A 17,306-nucleotide genomic window follows, 5' to 3' on the forward strand; every position below is an offset into this window, starting at 1 on the left:
CGCCGTTGTACCGATAATCAAGCATACGCTCTGCTGTCTTGCGCTCTTCGTCGTCCACGGCATCTTGACCCTCGGCAGCACTGCGAATACCATAATCTCCTCCGAGGAAGCGGTTATTTGCTAAAGCGCTCTCGTTAAATCTTTTGCTAAGCCGAGACTTTCGATTTCTCCAGAGTCTATCTAGGGCTCCGGTGCCCTCCCATGCCCCGGCCCGCATGAGGGCCTTGCGGCGCTGTCGTCGCTGCTTGCGGAATTTTTGCATCTCGCCAAGCCGTGAACTATCATACCTATCTTTTGCCCAGTTTTTGGCGCTGCCACCGAGGCCACCGAGGCGACCACCGGCGTTGTTGATGTGCTGGCCGATCGCCCCAGCGACATCAATGGCTTTTTTGAGAACGCTCCACACGGCGATGAGCGGCAGAACTTTGATCAGCTCACCAACGATTTGCATGACCGTATTATCAGCATCTGTAGCTCCCGCTTTAACAATTGATCCCGCCAAGATACCACCACCGAATAGCAACCCAACGATTGGAAAGACCATGAGTAGCCCCACAAAGGTTGAGCGCCATTTACTAAAGAATTTTTCGGTGTTTGGTAGCAAGAAGGCAACAAAAGCCAGCGGTGAGATAACGATAAGGATGACGATGAGAGCCTTGCGGGCGATCAACAGGGCGGCGATAGTCACCATTACGACCAGTCCGGAAACAAGTGCTCCGATTAGAACCGCAAGAGCGAGAACTGCGGCCGTAGCCCCAGCGAGGACGGTTAATGCTATGCCTCCCCAGGTTTCGCCTCCTTGTCCTGACTTTAGGACACTATTAGCAGCACTAATACCGTCACCGATACCACCCAGACCTGCTCGTAGGCCGTAGCCAAGGATATTAGATAAGTCAACGGCAATTTGACAGATGTAAATTGATAAGTTCACCAAGATTGCGGCGATGATGAGCCGTGGCAGCATCTTTTTGATGCCGTAGTTTGAGATGCCAAAGCCAGTGAGCTGTGAGATGATGATTGCTAAGAACATAATGATAAACGCACCATTGGCAATGTTGCGCATGATCCCCCAGGCTGCCTGTACCTCACCTCCAGAAGCAAGGCCCGGCTCAATCTTTAGGAAGTTGTCGGCGATCATGGCGAAAGCCGCGTCTGCTATACGTGCCATAAAATTAATCACCGGGCAGACGAGCCAGCCGAGTTCCTTAACGGCGCAGTCGGGTCTGTCGTCATTACCATTATCGCTTTGACCGGATGGGGTGTCGGCGGTTATATTAGAGAGAGAGCTTTTTATGTCGTCTTCAGAATACCCTGATTGTTTTTTCAGACAATCAACATATTCACTAGAGTTTGCCACGTTGCCATTCGACGGCATCTTATCCTTACAAGCGTTCATCCAGCTGTCAACTTGTTGTTTACATATTTGCTCCGCTGGCCCTCCGACGCCTCCGCCGTTTTTCTCGATACATTTTTTTAGGAGAGCGTCATAAACGGCCTTGCGGGTATTATCGGCGGCTTCGGTTTTTGCTGATTTTGCGGCTGCTTCAGCGTTGTCTGATGCCCACTGTGCAATCTCCGCACATGACATCTCTGTTTTTGTACCACCAGAAGGACCATAAGGCGAGTCAGCTCCATGAAACATACGAACCCTTTTACCTGCATCCGGGAGATAAAAATATCCATAAGCTGCCGTACTGTCAGTTAAAGCAACCGCTGTTTTTTTATTGCGCTGATCGGCCTTTATGTCATTACTTGCGGCGTCATCCCCGCTATCATATCCTCGCCACTCGGCCTTACAACCAGCGTTTTGGGCCGACAAGAGTGCCGCCATCGCCGTGGAATAATTAACCAATGCCGAGTCGAACTTTAGGCTTTTACCAGCCTTTTTTTCAAGAACCTGAATTGCGTACGTGCCCCTGTCCCTTGGTATATTCCACCTACCACCGCTGTACTCACCCTTGGTAATATTGCTAATACAGTCAAGGCCGGCGTTATCTCGCCACTCACCCTTTAGCGCGCAGAACATGTCGGTAAAAGAACTGTAGCCAAATGTGTCTCGTGTGGCGGACACTAGTTCTTTACAGCTAAACTGCCCATCGTCACCGTCGGCAACTGGACCGACGGTAGTAATAGTGGTGAAGCTGCCGCCCCAATCACCGCTGGCAATTCTTGCTGGGGTGAGTCCACTATCAAATCCTTGACGATGACTAATACAGTTGCTCATAGCCAACGCGAGAGAGCGCTGTTTGACTTGAGTGAGGTATGGTGAATAATCAAGGCGCGCCCGAGCTGCACTAGCGGTCGGCGACAGCGCAAAAAACGTCATGAGCATCGGAACGACTAATAGTGCGGCAAGTCCGATTAGAATGGGGCGAATACGTTTATGCGGGGTTTTCTTTTGCGCAAGCATTATGTGTAGTATAGTATCATGCTTATGCTATAATTTCAAAAGAGAAGCCCCGAATGACCTCTCTTTTGAAATGTTATTTATTGTGGTGATGCGGCCATGTCTCTTAATCAATCAAGAGTAGACTTAAGATCGCTAACCTCGTTATCAACGATTCGCCACAATCCATTGTCTATTACAACCCTCCAGGCCATACCAAGAATTGTGCCGGTGGTTTCTGCTTCGGTAAAAATCTGGAGCCCTTCTGTTGGTAGTGCTTCGCCAGTCTTTGTATCCACAACGGGTTTGGCACTACAAAACCTTGGCTTAAGAATCGGAAACATATTTGAGCCGGGCACTTTATGTTTGTAGCCCAATTTTTCTTTCTCGTCTTTAGCCGCTAGAAGCGTCGCTATGGCCTTTTTGCCGTCGTACTCTGGGCCTGGTATCTTTCCATTGCGCAACATATCGTTCAGGACGGATATTCTTAACTCGGGATTGCCATAGATTGCCGCGGATGCTACATATCTTGCAAAGTTAGGGTCCCACGGGCCAACATCAAAAGCCGCGACCACAGGAAGAAATAGCTTGCCCGCGACTTCTTCGGGGGAATCTGTTGGTGATGCGGGTTTTCCGTAAAATTCACCAGGTTTAATCCCCGTTGATGGATTATATAAACTATTGTTTGGGTTATGTATGATTCCCCACGCCTCTGCAAGAAGAAGTTCTTCCCTACACGGTGACAAGCGCCCTTCGTTCGTAAGTCCAGCAAACTCTTTGGGGGTCATGTTTGCATACTTTTCTCTAACCTGCTTATATCTTTTTTCAGCCAAGTCTTTTGGATCAATAGTCTCAGACGGTGATGGTGAGGCGGATGGTGACTCTGATGGTGAGGCGCTCTGTGTAGAGTAATCTGGGGGAACGGCTATTCGATCTCCTTTACCACAACCGGCAAGCAGCATAGCTGCTCCAGCTGCTCCGCCAACCAGTCCGGCCAACACTCCGCGACGAGATAAGTCTTTTGTTTCTAATGAACTACTTGGGTCATAGCTTTCACATGAACGTGCCATAACGCTTGGAGTCCTTTCTCTGGCCGGTGGCCAGTCATAGAGTAGTTTTAATCCACCTCAGAGTAGATAAGTTAAACTCTGAATAGTATCATTGTAACACATTCTGTAAATTTAGCAATACCCTAACGGCAATAAAGTAAATAAAAACAGCCCTTGCTCTACAAAGATGGGCTGCTCGGGTAGTAACATTCTCATTCTGGCGCGCCCGACCGGATTCGAACCGGCGATCTCCTCCGTGACAGGGAGGCGTGATAGGCCAACTTCACTACGGGCGCATAACTTTCCGTATGATAGCAAACTTTTATGGCTTTTTCAAGAAATCGTTTGCATTTTTCCTGCCACTATTTTACAATTTAGGGTAAGAGATCCGTTATGACAAAAAGAAATATTTTCATCACCGCTATCTTTCTCGCAACCATTATCTGCGGCGTCGTGCTGTCTGGTATGCCTGCGTTCGCTGATACTGAATGCGGCGGCGCAAAGACCTCGATCATTAATTGTAGCGGTGCGACTGGTGATGCTGCTATTCTCGGTATCATCAAAATGGTTATCCAGATCATGACTGCTGGTATCGGTATCTTGGCGGTCGGTACGGTGATATATGGCGGTATTCTCTACTCTGCGTCTGGCGGTAGCCCAGACAATATCAAAAAGGCCAAAGAGCTCTGGGTCAACACCGCCATCGGCCTCATCATATTCGCGTTTTTTGTGGCTATCACTAACTTCCTGATCCCGGGAGGGGTGTTCTGATGAAGCATATTGTGATCGCGCTGGGGCTGATGATCGCAGGGTCGCTGATGTTGTCGGTGGTTCAGGCAACGCCGGCCAGCGCGGCCTGTGGCGGCAACATCTTGACGCTCAAGCCGTGGTACGACGGGCTGACCAAGTCGGATTGTAATCTCAAGGCGATCGTCGACAATAACGATAAGCGCGCCCAAAACGACCCGGGTAATTACGCCACGCTCAACGGCTTTATCTGGCGGGCGATATTGAATGTTGTCGAGGATCTGTTGCAGCTGGCGGGCTTTGTGACGGTCGGCTTTGTGATATATGGTGGCTTTTTGTACTTGACGAGCAATGGCGAACCAGGACAGATGGCCAATGGCATGAAGACGGTGATTAATGCGGCGATCGGCCTAGTGATTGCTATCGCCTCAGTGGCCCTGGTGAATGTCGTGGCTGACGGATTGGGGTTGCCACGGTCATGATGCGATTCGTAGCCGGTGTATTGGGGTCGCCAGATTCGCTGGGCATTCCGACGAACAGTGCTTCGGCGGATGCACTGGGTAACATTCTCAATACGGTGTATTTCTTTGCCGGGGCGATCGCGATTTTGATGTTGGTGCTGGCCGGTATCAATTACGCCAATTCGGGCGGCGACACTAACAAACTTACCAAGGCGAAAAACACCATTCTCGGTACCGTTATCGGCATCATTATCATTCTCTCCGCATTTCTCATAACTAACTTTGTCATTAGTGGCATGAAAGGATCGGCAATATGAAAAAACTCGTAGTCATTATCGGTGTGATAGCGGCGCTCGTTGCCCCACTAGTGGTGGCATCAAGCGTATCCGCCCAGAGCGTCGACATTTACGGCGCCTGCTCGGGCTCCAGTGGTGAAGTCTGTAAAAACCGTGGCGCGACGGTGCAACCACTGTTCAAGAACCTCATCAATGCTATCTTGCTCATCCTCGGCGCCATCTCTGTCATCATGATCATCATCGGTGGCTTTCAGTATGTAACTTCGGCCGGCGACTCTAACAAGGTCAAAACCGCCAAGTCGACTATTATGTACGCGGTGATCGGTGTCGCCGTCGCGCTTCTATCGTATGCTATCGTTGACTTTGTGTTTGGCAAAATATAAGAAAAATAAGGAGAAATGTATGAAACGATATAGAAAAACCCTCGTAGCCGCCGTCTTGTCATTAGCGGTTGCTGTCGCGGCCGTCGTCATGCCGATCGCCCTGCCGTCCGCGTCGGCCCAATTTAAGAGCGGTTTGGATGCAGCTCGAACACAGGAGATGAGCACGAAGCCTATCGGTACAACCATTGGCGAGGTGGTTAATATCTTTCTCTACTTCGTCGGTGCGGTGGCGGTTATCGTTGTGATCTGGGGCGGTTTTCAGTACATTACCTCGTCAGGCGATAGCCAGAAAGCGACCACTGCTAAAAACACCATCATGTACGCGGTGATCGGTATCGTTGTGGTGGTCATGTCGTATGCCATCGTTAACTGGGTCTTTGGCTTGTTTAAGTAGCTAAATGATGATAGAATAACAGCTGAAACCATATCAAATAATAAACGAGGAATAAAGAATGAACAAGTTAAAACTCATTGTTGTCGGCGTTGTGGCCACTCTGGCATTGGCATTTGCAACGGTCCCAGTAGCTCATGCAGACTACAACCTGGATAAGGGTATCAGTGACTCAAAGGGTGACCGGGTTGCCGAGAAGGTCGATGATCCACAGCAACTGGTCAAGGGTATCGTCAACGGTATTCTCTACTTCGTCGGTATCTTGTCAGTGATTATGTTGATCTGGGGCGGTATCCTTTACACGACTTCATCTGGTGACTCGAATAAGGTGACTACTGCCAAAAACACCATCATGTACGCGGTGATTGGTCTGGTGGTGGCGATCTTTGCCTATGCGATCGTTAATTTTGTTCTCACAACGTCGCGCGGTGTAAGTTCATAAGACCGTGTGCCTGTCTACAATAAATTCACCCTCGTTTATGGCGAGGGTGTTTTATTTTGGTTGTCCGGCGGCGCCAAATACAACGACTACGATACTAATGGGTGTGGCGAAGGACTACAAGACTTGGATTTTCTTGGCACGTTCTTGCTTAATTTTCTCAAAAGTGATGGTGAGCACGCCGTCTTTGAGTTCGGCCTTGACGCCTTCTTCGTTGACTGCGACGGGTAGCGCCAGGGTGCGGCTAAACTCGCCCCAGTAGCATTCTTGGATATGCCAGTTCTTGACATCGGTCTCATCACCACTTGATAGGGTGCCGCTGATCGTGAGGATGCCGTCTGAGATACTAACGTCTAGGTCGTTACGATCAACACCAGCCGTCCGGGCTTTGATAATAAGTTCGGTTTCTGATTCAAATACATCGACCGCTAGCTGCCCCATCAAATCATCGGCCTCATCCTCCCAGTCATCCTCAGGAGTGGGCGCTGCGGTAGCCGGTGCTGCTGCGGGTGCGGCTGGTTGCGGCGCGTCATTAGCCAGATCATCATTCAAGAAAGCTGCGGTTAGCTCATCTTCGATTAACAAATCGTCGTTTCTGCGTGCCATGTTTCCTCCGCCTTTATAGGCTGATTGACAATATCATCTATTAGTATAACGGTTATGTGCGCTATAATCAAGAGTGAAAGGCGAAAAAGCGAAAAATGCCTATTGATACGTTATTATCATATATCGCGCCGCATTATTGTTATGGTTGCGATGCGACTGGCTCGCTTTTGTGTCGGTCGTGTCTTGAAGCGGAGAAGCAGCATCATTGTCGAGTCTGCGTTATTTGTGGACAGCCGTGCGCTAATGGTAATGCGTGTCGGCGACATGCCCTGCCCTACGAGGCGCTCGACTGCGTGCTGTGGCGGCGAGGTGCGGTGGCGCGGCTGATTGATGATTATAAGTTTCACCGCGTGCGTGCCGCCAGTGGGGTGTTGGCTAGGATCCTAGACGAATTGCTCCCAGAATACGACGCCTCGACGGTGGTTGTACCGGTGCCGACTGCCCCTGCCAATATTCGTAAGCGCGGCTATGATCACATATTGCTGATCGCTCAGCAATTTGCCCGGCGGCGGGGACTGAGGGTCGAGCGACCCTTGGTCAGACAGACGAATGTGACGCAGCATTATGCTCGCTCGGCGGCTGAGCGTCGAAAGCAGGCGCAGCAGTTTTTCCGCATGCGCAGTGCTCGGGCCGATGTTCCCTATCTGATTTTGGATGATATTTTCACCACTGGCTCAACGATTACAGCGGCAGCCCAAACGCTACGAGCGGCTGGTGCGCGGGACATTCGCGTGGGGATTATTGCTCGCCAGGGGAACAATAAAAAGGCTACTGTAAAAACGCCGCCACATCCTAGTCGTGATGATACGAACCGCCCCGAGCGATCTCTTGGGTGCGGTACAGCTGCTCGGCGAGCATGAGCCGTACCAACTGGTGTGGAAACACCAGGCGTGATAGCGACCAAACGATGTCGGCTCGCCGGTGAAGCGTCTCGGTAACGCCATAGGCCCCGCCAATGATAATGACGATGTGCTGATCGGTGTGATCAAGAATGAGCCGCGATAGTTCTGGCGAGTTCAGGTTGCGACCGCGCTCGTCGAGGAGGATGACGAAGTCGTGCGGCTTGAGGCGAGACATCAGGCGCTCTGACTCATCCTGGCGCGCTCTGTCGCCGATTTGGCCGGAATGTGGGATGATGATCATTTCTGCGGCGAATGGCGCTCTGAGGCGCTCTAAAAAGCGCTTAATGCCTGGTTCCACCCAGGGCTCGTGCCGCTTGCCGATGGTGAGAATAGTGATTTTCATGTGTGGGTCTTCGGTGGGGTGTTATTATTGTGCAGGATAGCTTCGGCAGTCGCTTTGGCGATTTGGTGGTGGACATGGGCGGTCGGATGGCCCACGTCGTCACCCGCGGCTACCACACCAAGACCAAACGTGGCGCAAGTATCGACGTCCTTTGGCGGCTCGACCAGGGTGATCCGCGGTTCATGCATACTGGCCACAACGTCGCGGATAGCTTGATTGACCGTCTCGATAAAGCTGGCGACAAAGTGATCGGTGTCGTTATTGATAATCGTTGGACAGATGTTGCGTGGCTGGATGGGCGTGGTATAGAGGTTGATGTATAGCTGGGCGTTGGGGGCATGTTCAAGAATGGCGCGGTAGGCTTGCTCGAGCGATTGACGATATTCGTCCGAGTACAGTCGGCGAAAGACATCGATATACATCTCGCTGCGCGTATCACACTGTTCGTGCAGGCAGGCGTCGAACACCACGTTAAGGTCAATCATATTGGCGCCAAGTGTCAGTGTGACGATATCAGTTTTGGGGCTAAGGGCGTCGATTTGCGGTGGCTGGTCATCAAACTGCTGGTCAGAGATATGCTCTGGTCCGGTGCCACGACAGGCCACGAGGGTAATGTTATCTGAAGGAATGTCAAACGCTTCGAGTTGCCGCGCGTACGCTTCTGGTGAGCGCTGGCACTCTGTTGTTGTGTCGTCGTAATTCCCTAGCCCCGCCCCGCTGGCGACCGAATCACCCATGCCGACGACGTAGGTGTGCCTGGCCTGCTCGGGCGAGATGTTTGGGCGGCTGGACGCTGATAGCGCTAATGAAGCGAGGGCCGCTATCGTAGCGACCCCCCGTTTGGCCAATGTTTCTAATCTTTCTCTCATGATGTCGTGTCTGGCGGAAGGGGAGGGATTCGAACCCTCGGTACGTGTTAGCGCACGCCGGTTTTCAAGACCGGTACCTTCAACCACTCGGTCACCCTTCCAATTATTATCGTGATTGGATTCTGGCGGAGAGAGAGGGATTCGAACCCTCGATGGGTTGCCCCATACCGCTTTTCGAGAGCGGCCAGTTCAACCACTCCTGCACCTCTCCAAATAAAAATGGTACACCCGGCACGATTCGAACGTACGACCTTTGGCTCCGCAAGCCAACGCTCTATCCAGCTGAGCTACGGGTGCATACAGCCTTTCGGAAATCCGATTGGCTATAACAAAAATATAAAGAACTTTCAATGCCAGTGGCAATGAACTTTTGTATTCTAGCACACCTGTTAGCTCGGGGCAAGCTATAGCCTGATGATCCGAATGAGCTTCTCCAGCGCATCCGGCGCGATTTCTTGCATCGGCAGTCGTGCCCCCAGCATGTCAACGATGGTCTCGCCCTCGGCCTCAGAAAAATAGATGGTCAGTGCCGGTGAGAACCGCTTGACCGGCAGTAAAATTGCCGAGTGCTGATCGCCGTCTTGACTCAGCCCAAAGGCTCGAAACTCACTAAAATCATACAAACGGTCGGCGACGTAAACACCCTTGGGGCTGATGGCGTAATTGACCATCACTGATGGCTTGGATCGAAGTAGTACGAGCGCCACCGCCATAATCGGCAGCAAAATCGCGAATGTCCAGCTATTAAAAACAAAGATCGCCAGCGCCATCAGGGCAAGCACTACGAAACCAACAGCAATATACCAGCCAGTCGTGCGGTGGGCCTGCACGCCCTCAGGAGCTTGCCAGGCGATGGGCTGCGATAAGTCAGTTATCGGCTGGGCCGCGTCTTGTTGGGTGTTTTCGGTGTCGGTTGCGTGTGGCTGCTCTTTCATATGTCTAGTATACCACGAGCGGTATGATCTGCTATACGTCGGTAGAATTACCGCCAAGACCAATTACGGTATTGAGGACAAATTGAATGATGGCGTAAGCAAATAGGGCGACGAGCAGACCAATGACGGCATAGAGAATGGTGTTCTTTGCCGAGGTGACGGCGTCTTTGTTGCCACTGGAAACAACATAGCGAAACCCGCCAAAGATTAACATAACTACGGCAAGAATACCAATGAAATAGAGCATGATGTTGATAATCTTTCTCACCAGCGAACTATCACCGTTGGTTAGGTTGGTTGGTACGCCGTCACCGCGCGCATCATTGATGCCGCGAGTCACACCACCCTCGCCGAGTGCGAATACCGGAGTGCTCAAAACTACCGTGCCGACACCGATGGTCAGCATGATGCTAACGATACCTGCGAAAAACCTCTTCATGCGCGTTATTATCCTCTCTCTTAGGTTTATTGTCAAGTTTTGCGGCCCGCCTGCTAGCCGCGGGGCTAGCCAGACCATTGCTTCTATGATACACTATTTTTGGCTCATGGAGGAGTACCCAAGTGGCTGAAGGGGACGGTTTGCTAAATCGTTAGTACGGGGAGACCTGTAGCGGGAGTTCGAATCTCCCCTCCTCCGCCAGAGTTATGCCGCTCCCGTCTCGGTTTATCCGGGACTTATTTTATTGTTTTGTTTAGTACGCGGAGTGGGTATCGAATAGAATTTTGGGCCGACGGCACCATCTAAATCAGGAAATATTATTGACAAATTAAAAACCTTATGCTATTATCCTAACATTGCTATGGCCAGATCCATAGAGATAAACATAAAAAGAATATGAAATATTTATCACACATTATTACTACTACCACGATGGCACTGGGCCTGTCGACCAGCCTCGGCGTGTTTCTACACGATACGAATATCGATAAAGCGATTGTTTCTGCTTGGCAACTCATGAGTGATGCGCGCCAGGTTGATGACGACCATCACAGCAAGCCGCATTCCTCACCGCACACTCACTCTGACCATCATGATTTTTCAGGGGTGCTAAAGGACGGACAAACTCATCCGCGGACGACGCCGCGCAGCGCTGATCGCAAACACCTACACACCAAGCTTGTCAGTCGTGGTGGCGATGGTGACATTGATGGGCATCGACTGATAGTCGATCCGATTAGCGTGAACTGATGACTTCGAGCTCGCCGATGAAGCGCTGGATGAGCTTTTCTTGCTCGGCCAGCTGCTGGCGAGTTTCCTCGACGAGATGGGCTGGCGCCTTTTCAACATAAGTTGGATTATCCAGCCGTGCTTGGAGGCTTGACAGGGTTCGCCGCGCTTCACTTAGCCGCACTTCCAGATCGGTCTGGTGCTGATAGAGTGTCTCCTCGTCAATATCCAACCACGCTTCCCTGTTTGCCGCCGCCAACCTAAGGCCTCGCGGTTGATCGGTGTGTGCAATTGACTCCAGGCGCATGAGGTGTTTGATGGTGTCTTGATTATCGGCGATGAGGCTGTCATTACCGTATAACAAGCGGTATTTCTTATTGCCCGGCAGTTCGGCGATTACCCAGCGGCCTTCCGCGACCAGCGTCTTCAGCTGTTCAAACTGCTCGGCGGCGATAGGATCAAACTTTTCTGGGGTTGGCCAGTGGTCGCGCATTAAAATGCCATCGGTGTAATTAAGCGTCTGCCAAATCGTCTCAGTGACAAATGGCGCGAACGGATGAGCGATTTTCAGGCTGGTCGCTAGCGCCCATGACAGCAATGGGCGATTGATAGCGGTTTTTGACGATTCGATGTACCAATCAGCCAGATCATCCCAAATAGCGTGATAGACCGTATCCGCGGCTTCAGAAAAGCGGTACTGCTCCAGGCGGACGGCAACGTTATTGGCAGCGTCGTTCAGCTGGCGGATAATCCAGTGGTCGGCCGGCGTCTGCGGCTCCAAGTCAACGATTTGGTGCTCATCGCCAATTTGCGCCTCGACGAAACGAGCGATATTCCACAGCTTATTACAGAAATTACGAGCAGCGATGACCGCGCCCTTGTTGAAGGCTTGATGCTGAGCTGGCGCGCGGCCAGCGATGATGCCCATGCGGGTGGCGTCTGAGCCAAATTCTGAGACTAATTCCATTGGATTGATGACATTGCCCTTGGATTTGGACATTTTTTGATTGTGCTCGTCGTTGACCATACCGTGCAGGTAAACGTCCTTGAACGGCAGTTTGCCAGTACGGTACAGACTGAGCATAATCATACGCGCCACCCATGCCCGCATAATGTCCATGCCAGTTTCCATCAGGCTGGTTGGGAAATATTTGGCTAGTTCCCACCGTTTAGATAATCGGTAACTATGTATGGCCACTGTCCAGACGAGAACCAAGTGTCAAAGGTATCTTCTTCTCTGATATATGTTGTGCCATTTACAACTATCTTTCGTTCGTCAGTGCGGATGTTGAATATCCAATCGCGCGGGTCGCTTTCATTGACAAATGCTGGAATCGGGATGCCCCACGGGATTTGCCGAGAAATATTCCAGTCTTTCAATTGCTTGAGATAAGCGATGAGTTCTTTGCGTTTGGCGGCTGGATAAAAGGTAATCTCTTCCCTCTCTAAGGCTTCAATGGCTGGCTGAGCTAGTGGCTGCATTTTAATAAACCACTGCTCCTTAACCATCGGCTCAATGACGCTGCCGCATTTGTAGCAGTGTCCGACAGCATGTTCGATGTCTGTCTCGCCGCGGCGCAGCTCTAGCGACTCCAAAGCCGCCAACACGCGAGTACGGGCTTCTGCCGGCGTCAGGCCTAGGAATTGCGGCGGTACGTTGATCATCTTGCCTTCTTGGCTGATGATTTGTTTGAGCGGCAGATGGTGGCGCTGGGCCATCTCGAAGTCGTTCGGGTCGTGTGCCGGTGTAATTTTCACTGCGCCAGTGCCATAGTCCATATCGACGTGCTCGTCGGCGATAATCGGGATTTCCTCGTCGGTGATTGGTAGTAAAATTCGTGTACCGATGAGGTGTTTGTAGCGCTCATCGTCCGGGTGGACAGCCACTGCCACGTCGCCCAGCATAGTCTCCGGCCGCGTGGTGGCAATGACGATTTCACCGATTTTATCCAGTGTCGGGTAAGCAATTTGCCACAACTTCCCTTTTTCGTTTTTATGCTCAACTTCAATGTCGGCGAAGCTGGTTTGGTGGTTGGTGCAATAATTAACGATTCGCTCACCGCGGTAAACTAGCCCGTCATCCCACAGCTTTTTGAAAGTCTCGTACACGGTGGCGATAACTTTATCGTCCAGCGTAAAGGTCAAATGCTGCCAAGAAGCGCTGACGCCCAGAGCGCGCAGCTGCAACTCCATGTTGCCGCGTTTTTCTTCAACAAATTGCCAAACCTGGTCGTACAGTTGTTCACGTGAAAAGTCGAAGCGGCTTTTTCCCTGTTTGGCTAGCTCTTTTTCATAAACCACCCAGGTCTCGAAGCCAGCATGATCTGCTCCAGGAATAAATACCGCATCATCGCCCTTCATGCGGTGATAGCGGATCATAATATCCTTCAAATTCATGTCCAGGGCATGGCCAATGTGCAAGTTACCATTGGCGTTGGGTGGTGGCATGACGATGGAGTACGGTTTGCCGACACCGGTCGGCTCTAATGCGCCGCTGGTTTCCCACATGGCGTAAATGTTTGGTTCGTAATCGTTTGGGGTGTATTGTTTGGCTAGTTGCATGAATAATTCCTACTTTTCACGTGAAAAGCGAGCATCGCTACCGTCAAGATTTTTCACGTGAAAACTCAGACAATAGGCGTAAATGATCTCTCCACGCGGTTATATTACCAAGCCAATTATACCACAGAAAAAGGGGCGGTAAAATCGCGGATAATATCTGGCTGGGGCGTTTTAACGCAGTGTTTGATAGGCGCGGTACAGCCAGTAGCGGCTGCGCTGCAATGGTAAATCCCAAGCTCCGGCAAAAGTAACGTCGCGTCCGCCAAATGAGCGTTTGAACTTGGTGAAGCCAGTCCATGGATGGTTTTTGTCGGCGCCGTCCGGGGTAATGCCGTAAAGATCGGCAGTGGTTAATCCGCGCTGCTGAGCGTCAATGATCGCCTCAGCCAGCAGGGCAGTGCCAGCGTTGAGTTTGCGGTGAGCCGGGTCTGACGAGGCGCCAGCATGGGCGTAATATAGCGTGTCGCTGCTGTGGTAAAACAGGGCAGCGGCAATGGGCTGATCGTCAAGCGCAGCGTAGTACAGTGTGGCTGCGCCGAGTGGGAAGAGGGTGGCGGCTTGCTGGCGGAAATAACTATCGGGGTGTGGTGTGATGCCGCGCTGTCGGGCGACTTGGTGGACGAATTTCAGTAAGATATCAATGTCATGCGGGTCGGTCGAGCGGTGGACAGAGACGCCTTTTTTATGATAATTGCGGTACACATTACGAACTGGCTGTGCCATATGGGCGATCAGCTGGTCTTGCGGCTGGGTCAGGTCGATGACGTGCGAGTGCTCGGGCTGGAGTTTTTGGTAGGTGACCTTTTTCCAGCCGTGAGTTTGCAGATGGGCGGTAAAGTCGAGGTTGGTTGGCTCAACGCGCAGGAAAGTAACGCGGTGTGTTTTACCAAGCTGAGCTAGGGAATCAAGGGCTGCTGCGAGCGAATGCTCGTCATTGGCAGTAGGACCGTACGGACAGTACAGGCGGGAATTGCCAGTGCTGCGCTCTAAAATAGCCAAGTATTCCCAGTCCGGGCCGCTATCGCGAAAGGTGGTGCGCCCGAGCGACTCTTGAAAGGCTTGCCAGGCGGTTGATTGTAAAAAATGTTGGTTCATGTTGTAATCCTCACAACGTTAGATTGCTGTCATTGATAAACTTGGTTGCACTTCCAGGTCGTACGGGTCGGCGGGCTTGTCGATTTGGGCGCGGAAATAACCGAGCGCGGCGATCATGGCGGCGTTGTCGGTGCAGAGCTGGATGGGCGCGTATTCGATATCGATAGGCAAGGCCTCACGCAGTTGGCGGCGTAATTCTTGATTGGCGGCGACGCCACCGGCGATGACGACGGAGGCAGGCTGGAAATTGTCGTAAACTTTCTTAGTCTTATCGACCAAGGTTTTAACGGCGGTGTACTGGAAACTGGCTGCCATATTATGCCTCAATTCGTCGGTTATTAGGGCAGGGAGCTCGTGCGATGGAAAAGTGAAGTCTTTGCCCACCTCGCGCTGAACAGCTCTCAGGACGGCCGTCTTGAGGCCGGAGAAGGAAAAATCGTATTCACCAGCAAGCTTAGCGATGGGTAAGTGAAAGGCGCGGGGATCGCCGAGTTCGGCTGCTTTGGCGATGGCAGGGCCGCCAGGGTAGGGCAAGCCAATGATTTTAGCGACCTTGTCGAACGCCTCGCCAACGGCGTCGTCCTGGGTTTGGCCGATGAGCTGGTAGTCGCCGTGATTTTGGAACAGGACCAGCTGTGAGTGGCCGCCAGAGACGATGAGGGCGAGGAGAGGGAAGGTGGGTTGATGGTGTGGCAGGATAAGACTAAGGCAAGCTGGCGACCTCTCATCGGTGCCGATGGTTTTGCGGACGGCGCTGCCGGATGCGTTCGGCGCAGAGGAGACGGTTGCCAGTTGCCGGCTAGAGGCAGGGACGTCTGTATCGGAGTACTCTTTACGGGTGGCTTCGCCAGCCCGTGGCGTTCGGCTGACGGGGCTTGACGCGCCCGTCACAGCCTCCTTAAAGATGACTGCTGAGGTTGGCTCGACAGTTTTTGACTTGTCAATAATATGGCGAGATCCTTGTTTTGTAATAAAGTTAGCATACACATGCGCCTCGACGTGATGTATTTTGTAGAGTGGTTTATTGTGAATGATGGCGAGGGTGCGGGCGGCGAGGGTACCGATGAGCAGCGAGCCGATCAGGCCGGGCGCGTAGGTGACGGCGATGGCGTCGACATCGTCCCAGGTGCAATCAGCGTCAGACAGAGCTTTTTTGATGACAGGGTTAATAACCTCTAGGTGGCTGCGGGCGGCAATTTCTGGGATAACGCCGCCGTATTCGGCATGGATGTCGATTTGGGAATTGACGACATTAGAAAGCAGGCGTTCGCCGTCTTCAACGACCGCCGCCGCTGTTTCATCGCAGCTGGACTCGATTCCCAAAATCCTCATTTGCTTTTATTATAGCAAATATAAGTGGTAAAATAGGGATATGAAAGCCACATTGGTGAAATTTGTGAGGAAGGTGCTGCCGGGCGGGATGCTGCGGCGGTTAGAAAATGGGTATCGGCGGTTGCGTGTCAAGCTGGTTAGCGCGCGGTATGGCAATCCGTCAAAGCACCTCAGGGTGATCGCGGTGACGGGGACGAATGGCAAGACGACGACATCATGCTATATCAATGAGATTTTGAAAGAAGCTCATTTCACGACCGCGATGTTTACCACAGCGGTGATCGAGGTGGCGGGCAAGCGAAAACTCAACGACCTCAACGCTACGGTGGCAAGTACGGCGCGAATGCAGCGGTTTTTCCGCGATGCCAAGCGGGCGAATGTTGACTACGTAGTGCTAGAGGTGACGAGTCATGCGCTGGATCAGCACAAGCTGGACGGCGTGCCGATCGAGGCGGCGGTGATGACGAATTTGACGCAGGATCACCTGGATTATCACAAGACGATGGAAGAGTACGCGGCGGCCAAGGGCAAGCTGTTTCAGCTGCACCCACGGTTTATCGTGCTCAATCGCGACGACGAGTGGTATGACTATTTCAATCAGTTTGTCGCCAGCGAGCAAAAGATGACGTATGGCCGAAGCGTGGAGGCTGAGGCAAAAATTACCCACGTCAAGTTGTATCGCAAGGGCACCGAGGCCGACGTCGTGCTGGATCATCAGACACACTTGGAGTTGGCGACGAATCTGCCGGGCGAGTTCAACGTGATGAATATGACGGCCGCGACGACGCTGGCGTATCTATTAGGCGTCAAGCTGGAGGATATCCAAGAGGGGGTGGCTAATGTCGAGGCCGTGCCGGGGCGGTTTGAGCGAGCGGTCGAGGGACTGGGTTATGATGTGATCGTTGATTATGCTCATACGCCGGATGCCCTGGAAAAACTGTTGGCGGCGGCCCGCGGCATCACCAAGCAGCGGGTGATCTTGGTGTTCGGGGCGTGTGGCGATCGTGATCAGGGCAAGCGGCCGATTATGGGCGAGATTGCGGCACGTGGGGCAGATCGGATTTTCCTGACTGACGAGGAGAGCTACAACGAAGATCCAGAGCAAATCCGGCAAATGTTGATGGAAGGAATTGAGCGCGGTCGCGGCGACGCGAAAACGACGGAAATTGCCGACCGACGCCAGGCGATTGAGCGAGCGCTTGGCTGTGCCAAGAAGGGCGATATGGTGCTGATCACCGGTATGGGCCACGAGCAATATCGGATCGTCAATGGTCAGCGGCTGCCGTGGAATGATGGCCAGGTGGTGCGCGAGATCGTTGGTCGGGAACGGGCGGCGTGAGGC

The 17,306-nt window shown here is 52.2% G+C and carries 17 protein-coding genes, 5 tRNA genes and 2 pseudogenes; 10 read left to right on the forward strand and 14 right to left on the reverse strand.

What is annotated here, in order from left to right:
* Positions 1-508 precede the first annotated feature (508 nt).
* The 3 genes and pseudogenes from GWK76_00060 to GWK76_00070 form a co-directional block, all read right to left on the reverse strand.
* Positions 509-778, reverse strand: a pseudogene (locus GWK76_00060) (hypothetical protein).
* A 1,739-nt stretch (positions 779-2,517) separates the two neighbouring features.
* A complete protein-coding gene (locus GWK76_00065) occupies positions 2,518-3,456 on the reverse strand; it encodes a hypothetical protein (GenBank protein QHU91744.1) in 939 nt (312 codons plus the stop codon).
* Positions 3,457-3,653: 197 nt separating this feature from the next.
* Positions 3,654-3,731 (reverse strand) — tRNA-Asp (locus GWK76_00070).
* 97 nt (positions 3,732-3,828) lie between these two features.
* Between GWK76_00070 and GWK76_00075 the strand changes: the two genes are divergently transcribed.
* Genes GWK76_00075 through GWK76_00100 form a run of 6 tightly spaced genes read left to right on the forward strand, consistent with a single transcriptional unit; the run spans position 3,829 to position 6,155 of the window.
* Complete coding sequence (locus GWK76_00075) at positions 3,829-4,206, forward strand: hypothetical protein (protein QHU91745.1); 378 nt, start codon at positions 3,829-3,831, stop codon at positions 4,204-4,206.
* Positions 4,206-4,664 (forward strand): hypothetical protein, encoded by a 459-nt coding sequence (locus GWK76_00080; GenBank protein QHU91746.1) that lies wholly within the window; start codon positions 4,206-4,208, stop codon positions 4,662-4,664. The genes GWK76_00075 and GWK76_00080 overlap by 1 nt, the downstream gene beginning before the upstream one ends.
* Complete coding sequence (locus tag GWK76_00085) at positions 4,661-4,960, forward strand: hypothetical protein (GenBank protein QHU91747.1); 300 nt, start codon at positions 4,661-4,663, stop codon at positions 4,958-4,960. Before GWK76_00080 ends, GWK76_00085 begins: the two co-directional genes overlap by 4 nt.
* Complete coding sequence (locus GWK76_00090) at positions 4,957-5,322, forward strand: hypothetical protein (protein QHU91748.1); 366 nt, start codon at positions 4,957-4,959, stop codon at positions 5,320-5,322. Before GWK76_00085 ends, GWK76_00090 begins: the two co-directional genes overlap by 4 nt.
* 19 nt (positions 5,323-5,341) lie before the next feature.
* Entirely contained in the window at positions 5,342-5,716 is a 375-nt protein-coding gene (locus GWK76_00095) for a hypothetical protein (protein ID QHU91749.1), read from the forward strand.
* 58 nt (positions 5,717-5,774) lie between these two features.
* Entirely contained in the window at positions 5,775-6,155 is a 381-nt protein-coding gene (locus GWK76_00100) for a hypothetical protein (protein ID QHU91750.1), read from the forward strand.
* A gap of 114 nt (positions 6,156-6,269) precedes the next feature.
* On the opposite strand, the gene GWK76_00105 is transcribed toward GWK76_00100, so the two are convergent.
* Entirely contained in the window at positions 6,270-6,758 is a 489-nt protein-coding gene (locus GWK76_00105) for an Hsp20 family protein (GenBank protein ID QHU91751.1), read from the reverse strand.
* 95 nt (positions 6,759-6,853) lie between these two features.
* Between GWK76_00105 and GWK76_00110 the strand changes: the two genes are divergently transcribed.
* Positions 6,854-7,618: a hypothetical protein gene (locus GWK76_00110; protein ID QHU91752.1), complete on the forward strand. Its 765-nt coding sequence runs from the start codon at positions 6,854-6,856 to the stop codon at positions 7,616-7,618.
* Here GWK76_00110 and GWK76_00115 read toward each other — a convergent pair.
* The 7 genes from GWK76_00115 to GWK76_00145 all read right to left on the reverse strand — a co-directional run bounded on the left by GWK76_00115 (position 7,551) and on the right by GWK76_00145 (position 10,246).
* Positions 7,551-8,003 (reverse strand): 50S rRNA methyltransferase, encoded by a 453-nt coding sequence (locus GWK76_00115; GenBank protein QHU91753.1) that lies wholly within the window; start codon positions 8,001-8,003, stop codon positions 7,551-7,553. The genes GWK76_00110 and GWK76_00115 overlap by 68 nt on opposite strands.
* Positions 8,000-8,872, reverse strand: coding sequence for a hypothetical protein (locus GWK76_00120; GenBank protein ID QHU91754.1), 873 nt, complete (start codon positions 8,870-8,872; stop codon positions 8,000-8,002). The genes GWK76_00115 and GWK76_00120 overlap by 4 nt, the downstream gene beginning before the upstream one ends.
* A gap of 11 nt (positions 8,873-8,883) precedes the next feature.
* Positions 8,884-8,973, reverse strand: a tRNA-Ser gene (locus GWK76_00125).
* 22 nt (positions 8,974-8,995) lie between these two features.
* Positions 8,996-9,083: transfer RNA gene (locus GWK76_00130), tRNA-Ser, on the reverse strand.
* A 9-nt stretch (positions 9,084-9,092) separates the two neighbouring features.
* Positions 9,093-9,169 (reverse strand) — tRNA-Arg (locus tag GWK76_00135).
* Between the two features lie 107 nt (positions 9,170-9,276).
* Positions 9,277-9,807 carry a hypothetical protein gene (locus tag GWK76_00140; GenBank protein ID QHU91755.1) on the reverse strand — a complete coding sequence of 177 codons (531 nt, stop codon included), beginning with the start codon at positions 9,805-9,807 and terminating at the stop codon, positions 9,277-9,279.
* A 31-nt stretch (positions 9,808-9,838) separates the two neighbouring features.
* On the reverse strand, positions 9,839-10,246 hold the full coding sequence (locus GWK76_00145; GenBank protein QHU91756.1) for a hypothetical protein: 408 nt from the start codon (positions 10,244-10,246) through the stop codon (positions 9,839-9,841).
* A 108-nt stretch (positions 10,247-10,354) separates the two neighbouring features.
* Here GWK76_00145 and GWK76_00150 point away from each other — a divergent pair.
* Both GWK76_00150 and GWK76_00155 read left to right on the forward strand, forming a co-directional pair.
* Positions 10,355-10,447 (forward strand) — tRNA-Ser (locus tag GWK76_00150).
* Positions 10,448-10,642: 195 nt separating this feature from the next.
* Positions 10,643-10,996, forward strand: coding sequence for a hypothetical protein (locus GWK76_00155; protein QHU91757.1), 354 nt, complete (start codon positions 10,643-10,645; stop codon positions 10,994-10,996).
* On the opposite strand, the pseudogene GWK76_00160 reads toward GWK76_00155, so the two are convergent.
* From GWK76_00160 to GWK76_00170, 3 genes and pseudogenes are all read right to left on the reverse strand, one after another.
* Positions 10,983-13,537 (reverse strand): annotated as a pseudogene (locus GWK76_00160) (valine--tRNA ligase). The gene GWK76_00155 and the pseudogene GWK76_00160 sit on opposite strands and share 14 nt — an antisense overlap.
* Before the next feature lie 171 nt (positions 13,538-13,708).
* Positions 13,709-14,632 carry a peptidoglycan bridge formation glycyltransferase FemA/FemB family protein gene (locus GWK76_00165; protein QHU91758.1) on the reverse strand — a complete coding sequence of 308 codons (924 nt, stop codon included), beginning with the start codon at positions 14,630-14,632 and terminating at the stop codon, positions 13,709-13,711.
* An 18-nt stretch (positions 14,633-14,650) separates the two neighbouring features.
* Positions 14,651-15,964: a hypothetical protein gene (locus tag GWK76_00170; GenBank protein QHU91759.1), complete on the reverse strand. Its 1,314-nt coding sequence runs from the start codon at positions 15,962-15,964 to the stop codon at positions 14,651-14,653.
* Positions 15,965-16,004: 40 nt separating this feature from the next.
* On the opposite strand from GWK76_00170, the gene GWK76_00175 reads away from it, so the two are divergent.
* Positions 16,005-17,303 carry a UDP-N-acetylmuramoyl-L-alanyl-D-glutamate--2,6-diaminopimelate ligase gene (locus tag GWK76_00175; GenBank protein ID QHU91760.1) on the forward strand — a complete coding sequence of 433 codons (1,299 nt, stop codon included), beginning with the start codon at positions 16,005-16,007 and terminating at the stop codon, positions 17,301-17,303.
* The last annotated feature ends 3 nt before the right edge of the window (positions 17,304-17,306 follow it).

The sequence above is a fragment of the Candidatus Saccharibacteria bacterium oral taxon 488 genome, from assembly GCA_010202465.1.
Taxonomy (GTDB): domain Bacteria; phylum Patescibacteriota; class Saccharimonadia; order Saccharimonadales; family Saccharimonadaceae; genus Nanosynbacter.